The organism is Micromonospora sp. NPDC047134 (assembly GCF_040643455.1).
In the GTDB taxonomy this organism is placed as follows: Bacteria; Actinomycetota; Actinomycetes; order Mycobacteriales; family Micromonosporaceae; genus Micromonospora.
Genome location: NZ_JBEYUI010000001.1, coordinates 292799 through 314853, shown reverse-complemented (window position 1 = coordinate 314853; position 22055 = coordinate 292799). Strand labels below are relative to the sequence as shown.

The 22055-nt window shown below is 69.8% G+C and carries 14 protein-coding genes; 1 reads left to right on the top strand and 13 read right to left on the bottom strand.

All coding sequences use genetic code 11. The annotated features are described in order from the left end of the window. Window positions 1–176: 176 nt before the first annotated feature. The 6 genes from ABZ795_RS01255 to ABZ795_RS01230 form a co-directional block, all read right to left on the bottom strand. Window positions 177–1805 carry an isovaleryl-CoA dehydrogenase gene (locus tag ABZ795_RS01255; protein ID WP_357527865.1) on the bottom strand — a complete coding sequence of 543 codons (1629 nt, stop codon included), beginning with the start codon at window positions 1803–1805 and terminating at the stop codon, window positions 177–179. After that, the gene (locus ABZ795_RS01250; protein WP_357527863.1) at window positions 1802–2698 is read right to left on the bottom strand and encodes a bifunctional helix-turn-helix transcriptional regulator/GNAT family N-acetyltransferase; all 897 of its coding nucleotides are present in this window, start codon (window positions 2696–2698) and stop codon (window positions 1802–1804) included. The genes ABZ795_RS01255 and ABZ795_RS01250 overlap by 4 nt, the downstream gene beginning before the upstream one ends. Before the next feature lie 97 nt (window positions 2699–2795). Then, window positions 2796–4019 carry an MFS transporter gene (locus ABZ795_RS01245; RefSeq protein ID WP_357528306.1) on the bottom strand — a complete coding sequence of 408 codons (1224 nt, stop codon included), beginning with the start codon at window positions 4017–4019 and terminating at the stop codon, window positions 2796–2798. A 161-nt stretch (window positions 4020–4180) separates the two neighbouring features. Continuing rightward, window positions 4181–5317 carry a glycosyl hydrolase gene (locus ABZ795_RS01240; RefSeq protein ID WP_357527862.1) on the bottom strand — a complete coding sequence of 379 codons (1137 nt, stop codon included), beginning with the start codon at window positions 5315–5317 and terminating at the stop codon, window positions 4181–4183. Next, on the bottom strand, window positions 5305–7170 hold the full coding sequence (locus ABZ795_RS01235; RefSeq protein WP_357527860.1) for a glycosyltransferase family 2 protein: 1866 nt from the start codon (window positions 7168–7170) through the stop codon (window positions 5305–5307). The genes ABZ795_RS01240 and ABZ795_RS01235 overlap by 13 nt, the downstream gene beginning before the upstream one ends. Window positions 7171–7380: 210 nt before the next feature. Continuing rightward, entirely contained in the window at window positions 7381–8460 is a 1080-nt protein-coding gene (locus ABZ795_RS01230) for a glycosyltransferase family 39 protein (protein ID WP_357527858.1), read from the bottom strand. Between the two features lie 537 nt (window positions 8461–8997). Here ABZ795_RS01230 and ABZ795_RS01225 point away from each other — a divergent pair. Further along, complete coding sequence (locus ABZ795_RS01225; protein ID WP_357527857.1) at window positions 8998–11739, top strand: beta-L-arabinofuranosidase domain-containing protein; 2742 nt, start codon at window positions 8998–9000, stop codon at window positions 11737–11739. Between the two features lie 52 nt (window positions 11740–11791). Here ABZ795_RS01225 and ABZ795_RS01220 read toward each other — a convergent pair whose 3' ends face one another. The 7 genes from ABZ795_RS01220 to ABZ795_RS01190 all read right to left on the bottom strand — a co-directional run bounded on the left by ABZ795_RS01220 (window position 11792) and on the right by ABZ795_RS01190 (window position 21943). Next, window positions 11792–12781: a LacI family DNA-binding transcriptional regulator gene (locus ABZ795_RS01220; RefSeq protein ID WP_357527855.1), complete on the bottom strand. Its 990-nt coding sequence runs from the start codon at window positions 12779–12781 to the stop codon at window positions 11792–11794. Between the two features lie 404 nt (window positions 12782–13185). Next, a complete protein-coding gene (locus ABZ795_RS01215; protein ID WP_357527853.1) occupies window positions 13186–15291 on the bottom strand; it encodes an RICIN domain-containing protein in 2106 nt (701 codons plus the stop codon). A gap of 338 nt (window positions 15292–15629) precedes the next feature. After that, entirely contained in the window at window positions 15630–17132 is a 1503-nt protein-coding gene (araA, locus tag ABZ795_RS01210) for an L-arabinose isomerase (protein WP_357527851.1), read from the bottom strand. 27 nt (window positions 17133–17159) lie between these two features. Next, window positions 17160–18149, bottom strand: a complete 990-nt coding sequence (gene yjfF, locus ABZ795_RS01205) for a galactofuranose ABC transporter, permease protein YjfF (protein ID WP_327026143.1) — start codon at window positions 18147–18149, stop codon at window positions 17160–17162. After that, window positions 18146–19210 (bottom strand): ABC transporter permease, encoded by a 1065-nt coding sequence (locus ABZ795_RS01200; protein ID WP_357527849.1) that lies wholly within the window; start codon window positions 19208–19210, stop codon window positions 18146–18148. Before ABZ795_RS01200 ends, yjfF begins: the two co-directional genes overlap by 4 nt. Further along, on the bottom strand, window positions 19207–20748 hold the full coding sequence (locus ABZ795_RS01195; RefSeq protein ID WP_357527847.1) for a sugar ABC transporter ATP-binding protein: 1542 nt from the start codon (window positions 20746–20748) through the stop codon (window positions 19207–19209). Before ABZ795_RS01195 ends, ABZ795_RS01200 begins: the two co-directional genes overlap by 4 nt. 187 nt (window positions 20749–20935) lie before the next feature. Beyond that, window positions 20936–21943: an ABC transporter substrate-binding protein gene (locus ABZ795_RS01190; RefSeq protein ID WP_357527845.1), complete on the bottom strand. Its 1008-nt coding sequence runs from the start codon at window positions 21941–21943 to the stop codon at window positions 20936–20938. Between the last annotated feature and the right edge of the window lie 112 nt (window positions 21944–22055).

Below are 22055 nucleotides of genomic sequence, written 5' to 3'. Positions count from 1 at the left end.
GTCGGGACAGTCACCTCGGCTTTGGGTGCATTTGTTGCTGCCCTGGCGACAACAGATGTACCCAAAGCCAGCCCCGCAGCCTGATAGCGCAGGCGGGTCAGCTCGACAGGGCCGGTGGCGTTGTGGTCTGGGTGCCGGGTTGCCCGCAGTGAACAGGGCAGGGGCAGCGGGCGGGGTCAGCTCAACGTCGGGGTGGCGCGGGCGAGGATGGTGGGGAAGTCGACGCCGGGCGGCAGGGTGCCGTAGGCGTGGCCCCGGTCTGCGGCCAGTCGGGAGGCGCAGAAGGCGTCGGCCACCGCCGGGTGGCCGTGGCGCACCAGCAAGGCACCCTGCAACACCAGGGCCAACTGCTCGACCAGCCGCCGGGCACGTACCTCCCGGTCGGCCGGGTCGGCTAGGGCGGCCTCGACCTGGCGTACCGCCGCGTCCAGGCGGGCGTCGGCCCCGGCGGCGGCCTCCAGTTCGGCGCGCAACGCCGCCAGCACCTCGGGTGCACCGGCCAGCGCGCGCAACACGTCCAGCGCGGCCACGTTGCCGGAGCCCTCCCAGATGGAGTTCAGCGGCGACTCGCGGAACAGCCGGGGCATGCCGGACTCCTCGACGTACCCGTTGCCGCCCAGGCATTCCAGGGCCTCGGCGGCGTGTCCCGGCCAGCGCTTGCAGACCCAGTACTTGCCGATCGCCAGGGCGATCCGCTTGAAGGCCGCCTCGGTCTGCTCTCCCCGGGCGGCCCGGTCGGTGGCCCCGGCCAGCCGCATCATCAGCAGGGTGGCCGCCTCGGACTCGATCGCCAGGTCGGCCAGCACGTTGCGCATCAGCGGCTGGTCGAGCAGGGACCGGCCGAAGGCACGCCGGTGCGCGGCGTGGTGCACGGCGGTGATCACCCCCTGGCGCATCCCGGCCGCCGCACCGATCACACAGTCGAGGCGGGTCAGGTTGACCATGTCGATGATGGTGCGTACGCCCCGACCCTCGTCACCTACCCGCCAGGCCACCGCGTGCTCGTACTCGACCTCGGCGGAGGCGTTGGAGCGATTGCCCAGCTTGTCCTTCAGGCGCATCAGTCGCATCGGGTTGCGGGTGCCGTCCGGCAGCACCCGGGGCACCAGGAAGCAGGTCAGCCCGCCGGGTGCCTGGGCGAGGGTGAGGAACAGGTCGCACATCGGCGCGGAGGTGAACCACTTGTGCCCGACCAGCCGGTAGCTGCCGTCGGGCTGCGGGTGGGCGGCCGTGGTGTTGGCCCGTACGTCCGAGCCGCCCTGCTTCTCCGTCATCGACATGCCGGCCAGCAGCCCCCGCTTGGCGCGCGGCGGGCGCAGCCCGAAGTCGTACGTCCGGGTGGTCAGCAGCGGCTCGTAGTCGGCGGCCAGGTCCGGGGCGTGGCGCAGCGCGGGCACCGCCGCGTAGGTCATCGAGATCGGGCAGCCGTGCCCGGCGTCCGGACGCCAGGTGTAGAACTTGGCCGCGCGGGCGACATGCGCCCCGGCCCGCTCGTCGGCCCAGGGGGCGGCGTGCAGGCCATGTTCGACGGCGGTACGCATCAGCGCGTGCCAGGAGGGGTGGAACTCGACCTCGTCGATGCGGTGGCCGTAGCGGTCGTGGGTGCGCAGCACCGGCGGGTACTCGTTGGCCAGCCGGCCGTGCTCGAGGGCGGGTTGGCTGCCGGCGAGCCGACCGAGGTCGTGGACCTCCCCGACGGCCCAGTCGGCACCTTCCCGGACGAGGCCCTCCAGCAGTGCCGGATCGTCCGCGGTGCCGTAGTCGACCAGTGGGGGGACCTGGTTGGCCACCTCGTGTGTGGTCACGGGGACACCTCCGGTGCGCGGTGGAGCTGCTTGGCGAACCAGTGATCAGGGTACGGGCTGGTGTTGTACCGGGGGATCTCCTGGTAGCCGGCGCTGCGGTAGAGCCGGATGGCCTCGGTGAGGGTGCGGTTGCTGTCCAGGCGTACGCAGTCCGCACCGGCCGCTGCGGCGTGCTTCTCCAGCTCGGTGAGCAGTCGTCGGCCGACGCCGAGCCCGCGTACCGAGCCGGAGACCCAGAGGCGTTTGATCTCGGCGGGTCCGTCGGGGTCGAAGCGGACCGAGCCGCAGCCCACCGGTTCGGAGGCGAGGGTGGCGACCAGGAACGCCCCGGCGGGCGGGACGAACTGGTCGTCGTCGTCGGTGTCGAGGGTGAACCCGGACTCGAACCGTTCGGCCAACTCCCCCGCGTACGCCCGCAGGCAGGCACGAGCGCGCGGATCGGTCGGCGGGCAGACCTCGACGGTGACCATGGAGGCCATCAGCAGCCGTTGCACCTCGTTCATCGCGGTGGTGAGCCGGTCACGCTGGCCGACGGTCAGCGGGGCGAGCATCGACCAGGCCAGTTCGTCGGAGCGGCGATCGAGAAGCGCCCACTCGGCCCGGCCGGCTTCGGTGAGCCGGGCCACGCGTACCCGTCCGTCGCCCTCGGCCGGTGTCACCGTCACCAGTCCCGCGCCCTCCAAGGTGCGCAGCAGCCGGCTCAGGTAGCCCGCGTCGAGATCGAGCCGGTTACGCAGCGCCGCCACCTCGGCCCCGGCCGGGCCGATCTCCCAGAGCAGCCGCGACTGGGCCAGCGGCCGGTCGCGGGCCAGGAACTTGTCGTCCAGCGCTCCGACGCGCTGGGTCACCGTGCGGTTGAAGCCCCGCACCACATCCACCAGTTCACGCTCCATGTTGTCTGACTTTAGTCAACTATTCTGCCCATCGGTAGGGCTGGTCCGCACTCGACACCCGGAGCACCCCACCGGGCAGCCGAAAGCCCAACGCCGGTCACCGCCGGTCAGGGCGGCGCAGGGAGGGCGAGGTCAGTGCCGTCACCGCCGTCACGGCCAGCACACCGCCGCAGCCGTACAGCAGCGCCGCCACCGGCACGACCTCGGCGAACGAACCGAGCACGTTGAGGGTGAGCAGCAACGGCAGGCTCTGCACGAGCACCAGCACCGACTGCACCCGGGACACGTGTGTGTCCGGGGCGACGGCCAGGATCAACGGGCCGACATGGGTGGCGAAGCCACCCGATCCGACACCGATCACCATCCCGGCGGCGACCGAGGTCGGCAACGAACCGGCCGCCGCCAGAGTGACCACGCCACCGGCGGCCACCAGCAGCGCGGCACCGCTGACCCGACCGGGGTCGGGCAGGGCGCCACGCACCAGCACGAGGATCGCGACGGTCGCGGTGCCCAGCGCCAACGCCGCGACGACCGCACCGGTGGCCGACGACGACCACATCCGCTCCCGCCCGAGCAACGGTACGAGCAGGCTGGACACCGGCAGCAGGAAACCGGCGGCCACCCCGACCAGCAGCAGTGCGGGCCGCAGTACGGCATGCGCGGCGGCGAGCAGCAGTCCGTCCACGGCGGCCCGCCACAGTGGCTGCGCCACCGGCCGGCCCGGCAGTTGCCCAGCCGGCTGGCCCGGCGACTCGTCCGGCCGCACCGTCAGGGCCGCCCGAAGCACCATCAGGACCAGCAGCATCAGGGCGAAGCCGGCGGCGTTGGCCAGCGCCACTGCGGCGAGCCCGAGGGCGGCCAGCAGCAGGCTGCCCGCCGCCGGCCCGACGAACAGAGCGAGTTGACCGGCCAGGTGCCGGGCCGACATCGCCCGCGCCAGACCGGCCGGCGGCACCAGTCGGCGGGGCATCGAGCCCGTGGTGGGCAGGTAGAAGGCGTCCACCACCCCGATGGCCAGGGCGGCCAGCAGCAGTGGCAGCCACGGATCCGCCGCCGACCACACGGCGGCGGCCAACGCCACGGTGACGACGACCATCGCCGCGTTCGAGACCACCATGACGGTCCAGGCGCCCAGCCGGTCGGCCACCGCGCCGCCGACCAGCAGGAGCAGGGCCCGGGGCAGGTTGACGGCGGTGAGCACCAGCGCGGCGAAGCCGCCACCTGCTCCGGCCGCCACCCAGGCCATCGCGAACGCCATGGCTTGAACGCCGACCAGGGACAGCGTCGTCCCGCCCAGCCATGCCCAGTACGCGCCCGGCACCGCCCTCGCACTGCCGCTCGTTGGCGCCCTACCGGTAGTCGCCGCCGCCACAGTTCCTCCCGATCACCGAATCGCGCCGACCGGTGCCGGTCAGCGTCTCGCGTCCGGCACTGTCCGGCCTCGACCCGGTCGAGGGTCAAGCCGGCCCCGACAGACGACCGTCAGTCGGCCGACTCGGTGCGCGGGAGCATCTCGGGCGACCAGGTGAAGCGGTAGCGCGGATCGGACACGGCCTGGGCGAAGGCCGTCGAGACGGCCGGGGAGCTGACGATCCGCCAGTCCTGTTCCTTGTTCACCTCGAACCAGATGAGCCCGATGATGTCCTCGTACCCGGGTAGCAACCGGAAGGTCTCGGTGATCCACTCCGCCTTGCGGCCGGCGATGTCGGAGGCCGCGGTCTCGGTGATGACCAGCGGTTTGGCGCTGAAGGCACGGATCTCCCCGATGGTCTCCTTGAAGATCGCGTCGAAGGACCGGTACTTCGAGAAGGCGCCCATGCCGTAGTAGCCCGAGATGCCGATCCAGTCGACGTACTCGTCTCCCGGGTAGAGCGCGGCGAGCTTCGGCGTCGAGCCGTCCCATCTGGCGTTCGGGCTCCACACCCAGATCACGTTGGTCGTTCCGGCGGCCTTGAACAGATCGTGCAGGTGGCGCCAGGCCTTGGCGTAGTCGCCCGGCCGATTGCCGTTGGCGCTCTCGCACCAGGGGTACCAGTTGCCGTTCATCTCGTGGGCGAACCGGATGGCCACCGGGTAGTCGAGTGCCTTGATTCCCTCGGCCCAGGTGCGCAGGTAGTCGTCGAAGTCGCCGCGCGCGATGCGGGACAACCGGTAGTCGGGCTGATGGGAGCGGAGCCGGTCGATCGTGCCGCGGGCGGCCCCCTTCTTGCGGGCCTCCTCGTCCAACCGGTAGTCCCATGGTTCCCAGGCCAGCATCGGCAGCATGCCCCGGTCGCGGACCGCGTCGAACAGCGTCCGGTCGAAGGTGTCGGTCGCCCAGCCGGAGCCGAAGAGCATGACCTGTGGATGGTGCTTCGCCGTTGCGGTGAAGGTGTCCACGGGCGTGAAGTCGTGCGGTCCCTCCTTGGTCGCGATGCCGACGAACACCTTCTCCGTCGGCGGGAAGATCGCCGACGGGGACGGGGACGGCGAAGGGCTCGGTTCGCGTACCGCCGCCGGGTCCGCCGGCACGGGTTCCCATCCCCTGGGCCCGGCACCCGGTGCGATGGCGAAGGCGTACGCCAGCAGCAGCGCGCCGACCAGCGACATGGCGACCCGCGGCAGAGTCAGCCGTGCCATGGCACCTCCCGGGAAGCGATCACCGGTGCCGTCGCCCGGACCCGCCGGCTGCGGACGGCAGGTCGCCCGGTCGGACCGGCGCGCTGCGAGCGCCGGGTGAGAAGGGCCGACCCGCACGCGATCAGCGGTGGGGCGAGGCCGGTCAGGAGGGTCAGGACCGGCCATACCCGCAGCGGTGTGCGGCCGTGTTCCAGCATGAAGCTCACGGCGAGCAGGCCGGCGGCGAAGGCCGCCCAGCCCAGGTGCAGCCGGAACGTGCCGAGCGATTCGGTGGTGCGTAACCTGCCCTTGGCGGTCACCACGAATCCGAGCTTGCGGCGCAGCAGCGCACCGACGGCAGCCGCCACGTATATCGGGCCGGCGAACAGCGCCAACGCCATGCCGACCAGGCCGATCTCCTCCCGCTCGTGCGGCGCGATGTTGAATCGACGCAGCCAGAGCCAGAGCACGAACCAGGTGCAGATGGTGGCGCCCCACAGCACCGACCACACGGCGATGTCGACCCGGGCCGCGCTCACCCCGGTGAGCAGGTACGCGGCGGTGGCGAAATTGCCCAGCAACAGACTGACCGCGACGCTCGGGTAGTAGAACTGGAGCAGCCGGTAGTGCCAGCGCCGTCGGGAGGGCAGTTCGCGCGGTGCCCGCAACTCGGGGCGGACCAGGATCTCGCAGATCCCCGCCGCCCACCGCTTCTGCTGGTTGAAGTAGTCCGCCCACGATGTCGGGCCTTCCCCGATGGCCACCACGTCTGGGGTGTAGACGCCCTTCCACCGGTTGCCGGTCTGCGGGTTCACCGCAGCGTGGATCCGGATGCTGGTCAGGTGATCCTCGATGATCGAATCCTGGTAGCCGCCGATGCCGCGCCAGGCCGACGGCCGGTACAGGTGGCCGGTGCCGGTGAGCAGTGGGGCGTCCAGCCCGTTGCCACCACGGGCGATCAGTCCGTTGTAGAGGTACTGCTGGACCGACGCGCCGTGGGCGACCAGGTTCTGGTGCATGTTGCCGTAGACCTGCGGCGTCACCACGAAGGCGACGTCCGGGTCGCGGAAGTAGCCGAGCGTACGCTCCAGGAAGTTGGCCAGCGGGACATGGTCCGGATCGACGTTGGCGACCACGTCGTAGTGGTGCTCGTGCTCGGCCCGCCAGGCGTTGTGGTTGCCGGACTTCGTCCTGGCGCGGAACTCTCCGGCGGGTTGGTTGTACTCCGGTCGTCCCTTGCGGCTGAAGTGGCGTACGCCGAGCCGCGCGGCCATCTCCTTCACCGCCGGATCGTCGCCCTCGTCGAGGATCCAGACGTCGACCTGCCCGCAGTAGACGATCTGCCGCATGCGCCGCAGGGTCCGCTCGGCGACGTCGATCGGCTCCTTGCTCGGCACGATCGTGGTGAGCAGCGCCACCCGCAGGCCAACCGGAGGATCGACCGGGATCGGGTCCTTGGCGTGGTACGCGAACAACCAGACGACCATGTTCTGCACCAGGCGGATCAGTTCGACGCCGACGATCACGCAGAAGCCGAGCCGGGCCACGGCGGTCTGCCAGTCGCCGAACCCGGCTGCGCCAGGGCCGGGTACGTGCTGGGGAAGCAGCAGCCAGCCGACGAGCAGCAGTCCGGCCGCGCTGTTGACCAGGACCAGCAGGGTCAGTACGAGCCGCGCCGCAGGCGACAGGACGGATCGGAACTCGACCGCCGCCTGCGGATGTCGAGGCGCGACGAGAGTTCCGGCGCTCGCCCCGCAACTCGCGTACGCGATGCGAGCACTGATGTTGAGTTGACGACGGTCGGGGCGTCGGGCGGGTGACGGCCGGACCGCGGCGCTCTCGACGGGCCCGCCTCCGGGCGGCCTCTCCGCCACCTCCCGAGACAGGCGTGTATCGGTCCCGACGCCCACATTGCCCCCAAGGGTCGCAGTTCCCTGGCCTTCACGAACCCGGCCAAGCTGATCGTAAGGAGACAGGTGCCGACAAACTTTTCAGATGGCTCGGTTCGCCCCCAAAGGGCTATTTCCGCCCGTTGTGCCCTGACCGTAGAGCCGTGAGTTCCTGCGGTGAGGGCCGGTGCCCGGCTATCGCCGCCGGAACACCCGCCAGCCGGCTGACCCGCAGCGGGCGAGCGCGGCCGCGCCGAGCGTCACCCAGGCCGGCAGCGTGAACAGCAGGAACTCCGGCCGCCAGGTCGGTGTCACCTGCGCGGCGAGCAGCAGGGTCAGCGGCGGCACCACCGCCCAGGCGGTGAACACGGCGGCGGGGTAGCGCAGCGGAAGGCTGAACAGCGCCAGCACCAGCAGCACCGCACCCAGCGCGGTGACACCGAACAGTTCACCCGGCGTGGCGGCCAACTCGGACAGACTCGGGCTCGACGTCTGCGCTAGCCGTACCCCCTGCCGCGTGGCGTGCCACAGCAGGCCGACCCCGGGCAGCGCGCCCACCACCGCAGCGGCCAGCCAGCGCAGCGCCACCTCGCGCCGGAAGGCGAGCACGGTCCAGCCATGTCCGACGAGGAGCAGCAGGGCGGTCACCTGACACAGGCCCAGCAGACCCGCCACGGTGGCGTAGAGCACGAAGCGCCAGAGTCTCGGCCGATCCACGGCGGCCTGGAGCAGCCAGGTGGCGAGGACTGCGGCGAGCAGGGTGAGCGCGTACGGCTGGGCCTCCTGGGCGTATCGCGCGGACGTCGGCAGCAGGGCGAAGATGACGCCGGCCAGGACACCGGTGCCCGGTGCGAACATCCGGGCGGCCAGCCCTCCGACGAGCGCTGCCGCGGTGACCATGACGAGGACCCAGAGCCCTCGCAGCGCCAGCTCCGAGGTGCCGACGTACTCCGCCCAGGCCCGCAGCAGCAGGTGGTGGAGCAGGCCGTCGCCCGAGCGGAGCATCGACCAGGTGTCCCGCCAGGACGATGTCGGCCCGGCCCAGGTCGCGAGGTCCGCCATCCGTGGCCCGGGCGTGTCGGCCCGTACGGCGCCGAGCGCACCCATCAGCAGTGCCGGCACCAGCCAGGCGGCCAGCCTCATTCGGCGGGTACCGTTCACCGGCTCGCCCGGTGCCTCGCCGTGCCCCTCCCCCCAGGGGTCCTCGGCGGCCTCCGGCACATCGATTCGGGGCAGGACGATGGTGTCGGCGTCCTTCATCTGTCCCTCACGCATCTCCGTGGCTTCCCCTGGATCCAGGAGCGTATTGAACGGATCTCACCACCGAGGGCGCTATGCCCACAAAACCCACCAAACCGGTACGCACATCACTAAAGCGACGAACAACTCTGGTCGCCTGAGCAGGTCGCCGTACGATGCCCGCCGCACCTCCCCCGCCGACCGACGTGAACACCAGGCGTGTTGCGGGAGGATCTCGTCCCCGTGTCCGGCCGGAAACCCGAGGCTTGCGCACCCGTCACCGGAACCCATATGTTAGCGATAACATCGATGCCGATGCATAATGCTTCGGAACTCCATCCGTGGAGACGGGCGAGGGCACCCCGCCGCCACGGACACACACCACCCGGCCGGACGCTCGTGGATCGCCTGCGGTTCCGCCGTCTCCGACGCTCCGCCGTGCCCCACCACCGATCACCGCCACGCCACCTACCAAATCACCTCGTAACGGTCCACCGGCCCGGGTAGCACCGAATTCCCGGCCCGGGTCGTGCATGTACCGCCACCCCCTCACCCGCAACTGCGGAGGCCGTGATGCCCTACCCGTCCCTCAACCGTCGACATGTGCTCCAGGCCGCCGGCGCGGCCGCCCTGGCCACCGCGGTCGGCCCCGCCCTGGGCGGCGGCACCGCCAGCGCGGCCCTCCCGCCGGTCCGCCCCGACCTCGGCGTCGCCGCGTACCCCTTCGAGATGGGCCAGGTACGACTGACCGCCAGCCGCTGGCTGGACAACCAGAACCGCACCCTCAACTACCTGCGCTTCATCGACGTCAACCGGCTGCTCTACAACTTCCGCGCCAACCACCGGCTGTCCACCGCCGGGGCGGCGGCCCTCGGCGGCTGGGAGGCCCCCAGCTTCCCGTTCCGGACCCACTCCCAGGGGCACTTCCTGACCGCCTGGTCACACATGTGGGCCGTGCTCGGCGACACCACCTGCCGGGACAAGGCCAACTACCTGGTGGCCGAGTTGGCGAAGTGTCAGGCGAACAATGCCGCCGCCGGATTCAACCCCGGCTACCTCTGCGGCTACCCCGAATCCGACTTCACCGCCGTGGAGGCCCGCACCCTCAGCAACGGCAACGTGCCGTACTACACCATCCACAAGACCCTGGTCGGCCTGCTCGACGTGTGGCGGCACATCGGCAACAACCAGGCCCGCGACGTGCTGCTGGCGTTGGCCGGGTGGGTCGACTGGCGTACCGGACGGCTCAGCTCGGCCCAGATGCAGGCCATGCTGGGCACGGAGTTCGGCGGCATGAACGCCGTGCTGACCGACCTGTACCAGCAGACCGGCGACGCCCGCTGGCTGACCGTCGCCCAACGCTTCGACCACGCCGCCGTGTTCAACCCCCTCGCCGCCAATCAAGACCAGCTCAACGGGCTGCACGCCAACACCCAGATCCCCAAGTGGATCGGGGCGGCCCGCGAGTTCAAGGCCACCGGCACCACCCGCTACCGCGACATCGCCAACAACGCCTGGAACCTGACCGTCAACACCCGCACCTACGCCATCGGCGGCAACAGCCAGGCGGAACACTTCCGGGCCCCGAACGCCATCTCCGGGTACCTGCGCAACGACACCTGCGAGCACTGCAACACGTACAACATGCTCAAGCTCACCCGGGAGCTGTGGCTGCTCGACCCGAACCGGGTGGCGTACTTCGACTTCTACGAGCGGGCCCTGCTCAACCACCTGATCGGCGCACAGAACCCGGCCGACGACCACGGCCACATCACCTACTTCACCCCCCTGCAGCCGGGCGGACGGCGCGGGGTGGGACCGGCCTGGGGTGGCGGCACCTGGAGTACGGACTACAACTCCTTCTGGTGCTGTCAGGGCACCGGCCTGGAGAGCAACACCACCCTGATGGACTCGATCTACTTCCACAACGGCAGCACCCTGACGGTGAACCTGTTCATGCCCTCGGTGTTGAACTGGTCCCAGCGCGGCATCACGGTCACCCAGTCGACCAACTTCCCGGCCGGCGACACCAGCACCCTGACCGTCACCGGCACGGTCGGCGGCTCGTGGACGATGCGCATCCGCATCCCGGCCTGGACCCAGGACGCCACCGTCAGCGTCAACGGCACCGTGCAGAACATCGCCACCACCCCCGGCACGTACGCCTCCCTGACCCGGTCCTGGACCTCCGGCGACACGGTGACCGTGCGGCTGCCGATGCGGGTGGTCGCGGAGCCGGCCAACGACAACCCGAACGTCGTGGCGCTGCGGTACGGCCCGACGGTGCTCTCCGGCAACTACGGCAACACCGCCCTGTCGGCCCTGCCCGCACTGGCCACCGCCTCGGTCACCCGCACCAGCACCACGGCGCTGGCCTTCACCGCCACCGCCAACGGCGCACAGGTCAACCTGCTCCCGTTCTACGACGCGCACGGGCACAACTACACCGTGTACTGGAGCACCGGTGGCTCCACCGGCCCGGCCGGGGCCACCTTCCGGCTGGTCAACGCCGCCAGCGCGCTGGTGCTCGGGATCGAGAACATGTCCACCGCCGACGGGGCCCCGGCGTTGCAGTGGGCCGACAACGGCACCGCCGACCACGACTGGCAGCTGATCGTCGACGGCAGCGCGGTCCGGTTCCGCAACGCCAACAGCGGCAAGGTGCTCGGCGTACAGAACATGTCCACCGCCGACAACGCGCAGGTCCTGCAATGGTCGGACACCGGCACGGCCGACCACCGCTGGACGATCGTGGACGCCGGCGACGGCTCGCACCGCATCCGCAACGGCAACAGCGGCAAGCTGCTGGGCGTCCTGGGCGGCTCGACCGCGCAGGGTGCCCGGGTGGTGCAGGATCCGGACAACGGCACCCTCGACAACCAGTGGCGGTTCGTCCCCAACGGCGCCCGCCGGATCCAGAACCTGGCCACCGGCCTGGTCCTCGGCGTGCAGAACATGTCCACCGCCGACGGCGGCCTGGTCATCCAGTGGGGTGACACCGGCACCGCCGACCACCTTTGGACCGCGATCGTGGACAGCGGCGGCTACCTGCGGCTGCGCAACTCGCACAGCGGCAAGGTGCTGGGGGTGGAGAACGGCAGCAGCGCCGCCGGTGCCCGGGTGGTGCAGTGGGCCGACAACGGCTCGACCGCCCACCGCTGGCGGCTGCGGTACGGCGCTAACGGCTACTTCCGGATCCAGTCCGCCAACGGCGGCCGGGTGCTCGGCGTACTCGGCGCATCGTCGACCCAGGGCACCCAGATCGTCATCTGGGACGACAACGGCGCCGCCGACCACCGCTGGCGCTTCATCTGACCCCTCTCCCCGCACCCCCTCCCCCGCCCTGGTGGAGGGAGGGGGCGCGGGGTCAGCGGTGGGGTGGGGGGGCTACGGACTGGCGGGAGACCAGGGAGGGGGCGATGGTCTCCCGGAGTGCGCCGCCGCTGTCGGACTCGATCTGCGCCAGCAGCATCTCCAGGCTGGCCCGCGCGACCGCTACGAAGTCCGGCCGGACCGTGGTCAGCGGTGGGATGAAGTACGCCGCCTCCGGCACGTCGTCGAAGCCGACCACGCTGATGTCGTCCGGCACCCGGCGGCCGTGCTCGTGCAGGGCCCGCAACACCCCCAGGGCCAGGTGGTCGTTGGCGGTGAAGACCGCGGTCACGTCCGGCATCCGGGCGAGCATCTGCCCACACCGGTAACCGGCCGCCGCCGACCAGTCCGCCGGCACCAGCGGCGGGATCTCGACCCCGGCCGCCAGCAGGGCCGCCCGCCAGCCCTCGATCCGGCCCGCGCTGTCGAACCAGTCCGACGGCCCGGAGACATGCCACACCGTACGGTGACCGGCGTCGAGCAGGTGCTGGGTCGCGGCTCGGGCTCCGGCGGCCTGGTCCACCGTCACCAGCGGCATCGGCCGACGCGGATCACCGTCGACCGTCACCAGCGGCACGTCGTGGGGCAGCCGTTCCAGCGCCTCACCGGCCGACTCCACCGGTGCGATCACCACGATGCCGGCGACCCGGTGGGCCAGATGCCGTTCGACGACCGCGGAGATGGACCGATGGTCCAGGTCGCTGACGCTGCCCACACTGACCGCGAAGCCGGCCTCCGCGGCGGTCTGTTCCAAGGCGGCCAGCAGTGACGCCGGCCCGTAGAGGGTGGTGTTCTGCGCGACGACACCGATCACCTGAGAGCGACCGGTGACCAGCGCACGCGCCGCCCGATTCGGCCGGTAGCCCAGCTCGGCTATTGCCGCCTGGACCCGCAGCCGGGTCTGTTCCCGCACGTTGGGGTGGCCGTTGAGCACTCGCGAAACCGTCTGGTGGGAGACGCCAGCGAGGCGAGCCACGTCCGTCATCGCAGGATCGCGTACGGCCATCTCACACTCCCGCATGCCCGTGGGTCGCCGCGACCCGTCGACGCTGACCGGAGCGGCTTTGATTCACGATCCCTCTCGCGGCGCCCACGCCGGCCCGTGCCAGCCGGGGTGGTTTTCGCTAGATCACGCACAGTCTACGACAGCAGGGACATCAATCGCCGACAGGTCAGTCGCCCAACACGGATATCGCATCTCCGATCAGTAAATGGGGTTTTCGATTGCCCTGATCAATGGCGTCCTCCCTGTGGAGAATGCGGGCCACGTCACGCAGCGCGCGGGTGGCGCCCTGGCGTGGGCGCCACCCGCGCGTCACCGGTGCCCGGTGGGCGGCGTTGCCGGAGGAGAACGCCGTACCCAGTCCGAGAGCGGTGTGTTGAGCGAGGTCAGGGGGTGGCCAGCTCGAAGCGTCGCACCGTCACCGCACCTCCCAGGGCCTGGGTGGCGTGGTTGAAGATGGCGAACCGGTACCCCATGAAGAAGGTCCAGTTGTTGTTGAGGGTCAGGGCGTTGCCCAACGAGACGAAGTTGACCCCGTCGGTGCTGTACGAGAAGCGGGCCTGCCGACCCGATCCCGGCCGGATGTCGGCGTTGGCCCGCAACCAGATCCGCCCGCCGGAGACCGCCGCACTGGCGATCTCGCTGCCGGTGCTGGTGGTGTCCCAGTTGCTGTTCATGGTCAGCCCGTTGGTCATGACCACCCGGGTCTGCCCGTTGTCGCGGCGGACCCCGATCCAGGCCGAGACGTCGCGCAGCATAGCCAGGCCGGTGCGGTCACCGTCGCGCATGGTGGAGTAGTCCAGCTCGACGGTCGCCGTGGAGGTCGGCCCCTGGATGCGGTGGGTGACCGTGTTCCGGGCCTGGTAGAGGTCGTTGGTGACCGAGGCGGTCTGCAGGCGCAGGCCGTTGTTCACCGACCACCGGCTGTTGTCCGGGTTGTGGTTCCACTCCCACTGCGGGCCCAGGGTGGTGCCGGCGAAGGTGTCCACCCCGGTCAGGGGCTTGACCGGGCGCAGCGGCAACGGGTTGGGGTAGTTGACCCCCCAGGCGCCGTTGACGGTCTGCACCTGGGGCCAGCCGTCGGCGGTCCAGTTGATCGGGGCCAGGGTCGGCACCCGCCCGCCCGGGTAGGCGTCGGTGAAGGCCATGTAGTACCAGGCGCCGTTCGGGGTCTGGACCAGGCCACCCTGGTGGGGTACGCCACCACCGGCGATCGGGCCCTGCATGTTGAGCAGCACCTGCCGCTGCTCGTACGGGCCGAAGGGCCCGTTGGTGGACTTCAGCACGTACTGGCCGTTGGCGGGGCGGGTCAACCAGATGTAGTAGGCCCCGTTACGCTTGTAGAACCGGGCGCCTTCCAGGGTGCCGATGCTCGAGGGGGTCTGGTAGACCTGCTGGGCGCGTACCTGGCTGCGCCCGTCGGCGGAGAGCTGCGCCACGCTGATCGTGCCGTTGCCGTACGCGACGTACATCGTGTCGTTGTCGTCGATGAGCATGCCGGCGTCGTAGTAGCAGGGCAGGGTGGCGTGCCGGGTCCAGGCGCCGTCGACGGCCTTGGCGGTGTAGATGTGGGTCTGGGCGAAGTTGATGCACCCGGCCCAGTAGTAGGTCTGGTTGCTCGGCCGGTAGCTCAGGGTCGAGGCCCAGATGCCCTCCACGTACGCCTGTTGCCCGGGGGGCAGGTCGTACTTGGTGCCGAAGTCCAGCCGGGGCACGGAGTGCCCGGCGAACTCCCAGTTCACCAGGTCCCAGGAGCGCAGGATCGGGGCCCCGGGCGAGTAGTGCATCGTCGAGGCGGTCATGTAGTAGACGTCGCCCACCCGGATCACCTCGACGTCGGCGAAGTCCTGCCAGACCACCGGGTTGGTGAAGTTGCCACCGGTGGGCGGCGGGGTCGTCGGCCCGGGGGTGGGCCCGTCGCCCATGCGGACCAGTTGCCACTGCTGGTTGGCGCCGTTCCAGTCGTCGTACTGGACGATGTTGCCGCCGTCGGCGGTCGAGGCGTTCTGCACCTCCAGCACCCGGTTCGAGTTCCGGTTGATCAGCCGTACGTAGCCACCGGCCGAGTCGGCCAGCCGGAACTGCTGGTTGGTCCCGTTGTGGTCGGACCACTGCACGATCGAGGCGCCGTTGGCGGTGGAGAAGTTGTAGACGTCGAGCACCTTGCCGGAGTGCCGCGACTTGAGCCGGTAGTAGCCGCCGCCGGAGTCGACGAACTGCCACTGCTGCTGGTTTCCGTCGTTACGCGACCACTGCGTGATCCGCGCTCCGTCGTTGGTGGCCAGGTTGTAGACGTCCAGGGCCTTGCCGCTGTTGCGGTTGACCAACACGTACCAGGCGTTGGTGTCCACCGTCGCCGCCGAGGCCGGTGTCGCCGCCACCGCCACCAGGGTGCCGCCGACCATCACCGCCGCCGCCACCGCCGCCCACATCCGCGACCACCACCCACGCCGACGCGGCGCGGGTCCTGAGACCTCGCCAATGGCAACCATGATCCTCCTTCGGGAATGACAAGCCGTACGACCGGGACGGCCTGCACTGCGGCGAGCGTCATGGTGATCTCCAGCAGCCCATGTGATCGTTAACATGTCACCCGGTGCCCAGGGGATGACATGAGATCGGCTACTGAGGAGAGACGCGCAGCGGCCCGGACAGCCGCAGATATCGTCCGTCGTCACTATCGACTGTGAGCGATAACACCACGTTAGTCAAGACGTAACGCGCGCCGCGACGATGGCGGGCGGGTGGCGCGAGGAAGGCCCCGGACGAGGGCGTGCGGCCACGGTGGTGACGGGTCCCGCCGCGAGCGGCAGGACCCGTCACACCCCGCTCAGAAGCCGCGGGCCAGGCGGTAGTACGCCTGGTTCCAGCGCAGTTCGTCGGCGAAGCGACGCGGGTCGGTGTCCGCGTCGATGACGACCAGTTCGGTACGGGCCATCTCGGCGAGGTCGTGCAGTTCCTCCACCCCGACGCCCTGGGACAGCACGGTGTGGTGCGGAGCCCCCGCGGTGATCCAGGCCTCGGCCGAGCCGGCCAGGTGCGGGCGGGGCCGCCAGACGGCCCGGGCCACCGGCAGCCGGGGCAGGGGCTGCGGGGGTGGCACCACGTCGACCTCGTTGGCGACCAGCCGGAACCGCTCCCCCATGTCGGCCAGACCGAGCACCACGGCCGGGCCGGGTTCGGCGTCGAAGACCAGGCGGACCGGGTCCTCCCGGCCACCGATGCTCAGCGGGTGGATCTCGACGTTGGGCACCCCGGCGGCGATCGTCGGGCACACCTCCAGCATGTGCGCCCCGAGGATCATCTCCTGACCCGGGGTGAGGTCGTAGGTGTAGTCCTCCATGAAGGAGGTGCCACCCTGCGCGCCGACCGCCATCGCCTTGACGGTGCGCACCAGCACGGAGGTCTTCCAGTCACCCTCGCCACCGAAGCCGTACCCGTCGGCCATCAGCCGCTGCACCGCTATGCCGGGCAGTTGCCGCAGACCCCCGAGGTCCTCGAAGTTCGTGGTGAAGGCGCGGAAGCCGCCGGCCTCCAGGAAGGTACGCAACCCCAGTTCGATCCGGGCGGCGTAGCGCAGCGAGTCGTGCCGGTCGCCGCCGGGGCGCAACTCGGCGGCCACCCGGAAGGTGTCGTCGTACTCCTTGACCAGGTCGTCGATCTGGGCCTCGGCGACCTGGTCGACCACGGCTACCAGGTCGTTGACCCCGTAGGTGTTGACCGAGACGCCGAAGCGCAGCTCGGCCTCCACCTTGTCCCCCTCGGTCACCGCCACGTCGCGCATGTTGTCGCCGAAGCGGGCCAGGCGCAGCGAACGCATCGCCGACCAGCCGACCGCAGCCCGGGTCCAGGCGCCGACCCTGGAGACCACCCGGGGGTCGGTGACGTGCCCGGCGACCGTCTTGCGGGCCACCCCGAGCCGGGTCTGGATGAACCCGAACTCCCGGTCGCCGTGGGCGGCCTGGTTGAGGTTCATGAAGTCCATGTCGATCTCTTGCCATGGCAGCTGGACGTTGGCCTGCGTGTGCAGGTGCAGCAGCGGGGTACGCAGCGCGTCCAGGCCGGTGATCCACATTTTCGCCGGGGAGAAGGTGTGCATCCAGGCGATGACCCCGACCGCCCCCTGCACGCCGGCGTCCTGGCAGACCTTCAGGATGTCGGCGCTGGTGGTCAGGACCGGCTTCCAGACCACCCGGGCGGGGATGTGCGGCGAGTCGTCGAGCAGGGCGGCGATCTGACGGGACTGCTCGGCCACCTGGCGGAGGGTGTCCTCGCCGTACATCGCCTGGCTTCCGGTGAGGAACCAGACCTCGGGTTCAGGTTGTGCTGCCATGGGGGTTGCCTTCCGCGAGAGGGGCGGTCACTTGTAGCGGATGCCGATGAGGCGCTGGAACAGGATGAACGCGAAGAGCAGACCTCCGATCACGATCTTGGTCCACCAGGAGTTGAGGCTGCCGTCGAAGGTGATCAGGGTCTGGATCACGCCGAGCACCAGCACCCCGAGCACCGTGCCGAAGACGTAGCCCGCTCCTCCGGTCAGGACGGTACCGCCGATCACCACGGCCGCGATCACGTCGAGTTCCATGCCGACCGCGATCAGTGGCGCCCCGGACAGGGTGTAGAAGGACAGCAGGATCCCGCCGATCGCCGAGCAGAGCCCGCTGATGGTGTAGACCAGGATCCGGGTACGCCCCACCGGCAGCCCCATCAACAGGGCCGACTGGGGGTTGCCGCCGATGGCGTACACGTTGCGCCCCAACCGGGTGTAGGCCAGCACGTACGCGGCGATCAGGACGACCGCGAAGGCGATCAGGACGCTGACCGAGACGAAGTTGCCTCGGGGATCTCCGATCCGGTGCTGCGCCATCGTGGTCCAGAACCCGTCCGTGATCCGGATCGAGGAGTCGCTGATGAAGGTGCACATGCCCCGGGCGAAGAACATCCCGGCCAATGTCACGATGAAGGGCTGGATGTCGAAGAAGTGGATCGCACAACCCATCAGGAACCCGAGAGTCGGCCCGATGAGCAGGGCGATGACCAGCACCAGCAACGCCGGCAGGCCGGACTGGAGCAACCAGGCCGAGACCATCGCGGTCATCGCGACCACCGAGCCGACCGACAGGTCGATGCCGCCGGTGAGGATCACGAAGGTCATCCCGACGGCGACCACGAGCAGGAAACCGTTATCGATGAAGACGTTGAAGATGACCTGGATGTTCGAGAAGGCCCGGTACTGGGACACCCCGATGCCGTACATGACCAACAGCAGGGCGAGGGTGACCAGCACCGGCACGTGACGCCGGGGCAGCCGGGCCCAACTCGGGCCGGTGGTCAGCGAGGTCGTGGTCACGCCGTCACCTCTTCCTTCTGACGCTGTGGGGTCGGGGCCGGCGGGGGCGGGGTACCCCGCTTGCGTCGACTGAACTTGGCGCGGAAGGAGGGTGCCTGGATCAGGCAGACCGCGATCACGACCACCGCCTTGAACAGCAGGGCCGTCTGCGGGGAGATGTTCATGGCGTACACCGTGGTGGTGAGGGTCTGGATGATCAGCGCACCGAGGATGGTGCCGCTGAGGTAGAACCGGCCGCCGGCCAGGGAGGTGCCGCCGATGACGACCGCGAGGATCGCGTCGAGCTCCACCCAGAGACCGGCGTTGTTGCCGTCGGCGCTGGAGACGTTCGCGGTCATCATGAAGCCGGCGACGGCCGCGCACGCCGCGCTGACCACGTAGACCAGGAAGACCATCCGGGCCGACCGGATGCCGGCCAGTCGGCTGGCCTCCCGGTTACCGCCCACCGACTCGATGATCATGCCCAGGGCGGTACGCCGGGTCAGCGCCGCGATGAGCAGGGCCGCACCCAACGCGATGAAGATCGCCAGGGGCAGGGTCAGGAAGTGGCCCAACCCGATCGCCCGGTACGGCCCCGAGTTGATCGTGATGATCTGCCCCTCGGTGACCAACTGGGCCAGACCCCGGCCCGCCACCATGAGGATGAGGGTGGCGATGATCGGCTGGATGCCGATCACGGAGACCAGCACCCCGTTCCAGGCGCCGAGCACGAGTGCGGCACCCAGGGCCATGGCCAGCGCGGTGAACACGGTGACCATGCTGTTCTGATCCGGCGCCTGACTGATGTGCAGGCAGGCGATGGCGCCGCTGATGGCGCAGATCGAACCGACCGACAGGTCGATGCCGCCGGTGGAGATGACCAGGGTCATGCCCAGCCCGACCAGGATCAGCGGGGCGCTCAACCGGAGGATGTCGATCGGAGTGCCGTAGAGGTGCCCGTTGTTGACCTCGACGGCCAGGAAGCCGGGACGGTAGACGGTGTTCGCGGCCAGCATCACCACGAGGACCATCACCGGCCAGAACAGCCGGTGTGTCGCCATCGACCTGAGACGCTCGTTCACGGCTTCGCCTCCTGCTTGATCGATCCGCTGGCGATGGTCTGCATGACCCGCTCGGCGTCCAGGGTGTCGTCGTTGTCGAGCTGGGCGACCATCTCCCGGTCCCGCATCACCACGACCTTGTGGCTCAGCCGCAGCACCTCCTCCAGTTCGGCGGAGATGAACAGCACGGCCATGCCACCGTCGGAGAGCTGCACGACGAGCTTCTGGATCTCGGCCTTGGCGCCGATGTCGATGCCACGGGTCGGCTCGTCCAGGATGAGCAGGCGAGGCTCGGTGATCAGCCAGCGGGCCAGCAGGACCTTCTGCTGGTTGCCGCCGGACAGGTTGCGTACCGGCACCTCGGGGTTGGCGGGGCGGATGCTGAGCGCCTTGATGTACTGCTCGACCAGTTCGTCCTGGCGGCGCCGCGGAATCGGGCGCAGCCAGCCCCGGGCGGCCTGCATCGCCAGGATCATGTTCTCCCGGACGGTCAGGTCCGGGATGATCCCCTCCGCGCGGCGGTTCTCCGAGCAGAATCCGATGCCCTTGTCGATGGCCTGGACCGGGTTGCGCAGGCTGGTCGGCTTGCCGTTGACCGTCACCTCGCCGCGGTCGGCCCGGTCCGCGCCGAAGAACAGCCGCGCCGCCTCGGTCCGACCGGAGCCGAGCAGACCGGCCAGACCGACCACCTCACCGGGATGGATGGTCAGGCTGAAGGGGGCCACCGCGCCCTTACGGCCCAGCTGGGAGACCGCTACGAAGGGGGTGCCGCCCTCCACGGCCGCCAACTCCCGTCGGGGCTGCTCCTCGAGCCGTTCCAGGACGTCGAGTTCCTTGCCGATCATCTTCTCGACCAGGGCCAGCTGCGGCAGCTCCCCGATCGGGTACTCACCCACCAGGGTGCCGTTGCGCAGCACGGTGATTCGGTCGGCGATGCCGTACACCTGGTCGAGGAAGTGGGTGACGAACAGGATCGCGATCCCCTCGTCGCGCAACTGACGCATGATGCGGAACAGTTGCGCCACCTCGTCGGCGTCCAGGCTGGAGGTCGGCTCGTCGAGGATCAGCACCCGGGCCTGTACGTCGATGGCGCGGGCGATGGCGACCATCTGCTGCACCGCCAGGGAGTAGCTGGCCACCGGGGCGGTGACGTCGATGTCCAGATCCAGGCGGGCCAGCAGTTGCCGGGCCCGGCGGCGCACCTCACCCCAGCGGACGGCGCCGAGGCGACGGGGTTCCCGCCCGATGAAGATGTTCTCCGCCACGGAGAGGTTCGGGCAGAGGTTGACCTCCTGGTAGACCGTGCTCACCCCGGCGGCGGAGGCCTGCATCGGGCCGGAGAAGGCCACCTGCTCGTCGCCCAGGGTGATGGTGCCCTCGTCGATGCCGTAGACCCCGGTCAACACCTTGATCAGGGTCGACTTGCCGGCGCCGTTCTCGCCCATCAGGGCGTGCACCTCACCGGGAAAGAGCCGGAAGTCGACATTGTGGAGTGCGCGCACTCCGGGAAAGGACTTACTGATCCCGGTCATCGTCAGGACCGGACGGCTATCCGTCATCCCATCAGGCCTTCTTCTGGGTTTGGGTCGTTTCGGGGGCTACGGCCTTCCCGTGACGTCCGCCCGACCGCCCCTGAGGGGTCGGCCGGGCGGACGTGGCACCGGAGGTGTCGTGCCGCCGGTCCGTCGGGGAAGCGGGTGACGCGGCGGGGCCGCCACCAGTCAGCGTGGCGACCCCGGGCGTCGATCAGTACTTGCGGTTGGGCAGGGCCTCCTTGGCCTGCTCCTGGGTGAAGGTGGTCTCCTCGGTCTCGATCCGCGGCGGCACCTCTTCACCCGCGTGGATCTTCTTGGCCAGGTCCATCAGCTGTGGGCCGAGCAGCGGGCTGCACTCCGCGATGAAGTTGAACTTGCCGTCGGCGAGGGCCTGCATGCCGTCCTTCACCGCGTCGATGGTGATGATGGTGATGTCCTTGCCGGGCTCCTTGCCGGCTGCGGTGATCGCCTCTAGGGCACCCAGACCCATGTCGTCGTTGTGCGCGAAGAGCACGTCGATCTTCGGGTGGGCCTTGAGGAACTGCTCCATGACCTGCTTGCCGCCGGCGCGGGTGAAGTCACCCGACTGGGAGGCGATGACCTTGAGCTTGGGGTCGGCGGCGATCGCCTCGGCGAAGCCCTTCTTGCGGTCGTTGGCCGGGGCCGAGCCGGTGGTGCCCTGCAGCTCGACGATGTTCACGTCACCGGTCGCGTCCTTGGAGTTCTCGACCAGCCACTCCCCCGACAACCGGCCTTCCTTGACGAAGTCCGAACCGAGGAAGGTCTTGTACAGCGACTTGTCGGCCGAGTCCACTGCGCGGTCGGTCAGGATGACCGGGATGCCGGCGTCCTTGGCCTCCTTGAGCACGGTGTCCCAGCCCGACTCCACGACCGGCGAGAAGGCGATCACGTCGACCTTCTGCTGGATGTAGTTGCGGATGGCCTTGATCTGGTTCTCCTGCTTCTGCTGGGCATCGTCGAACTTCAGGTCGATGCCCGCCTCGGCAGCCGCCTCCTTGATGGAGTTGGTGTTGGCCGTCCGCCAGCCGCTCTCCGCGCCGACCTGGGAGAAGCCCATGACGATCTTGTCGTCGCCGCTTCCTCCTGCGTCGGTCCCGGTGTCGCTGTTGCCGCAGGCTGCCATGCCGCCGGCCAGAAGCACGGCGGCCAGCGCCGCGACTGCGCGCCGAGGCGCGAGGGACATTCGCATGTTTCTCATCGGATCTCCTCGGGTGGGGTGCGGGTTCCACGCCGCCGGCCGAGGCAGGCGGAGTGGCGTACTTGTGGTGTGGTGTCTGTGCGCGGGTGCGCGTAGTCGGTCGCGACCCGGG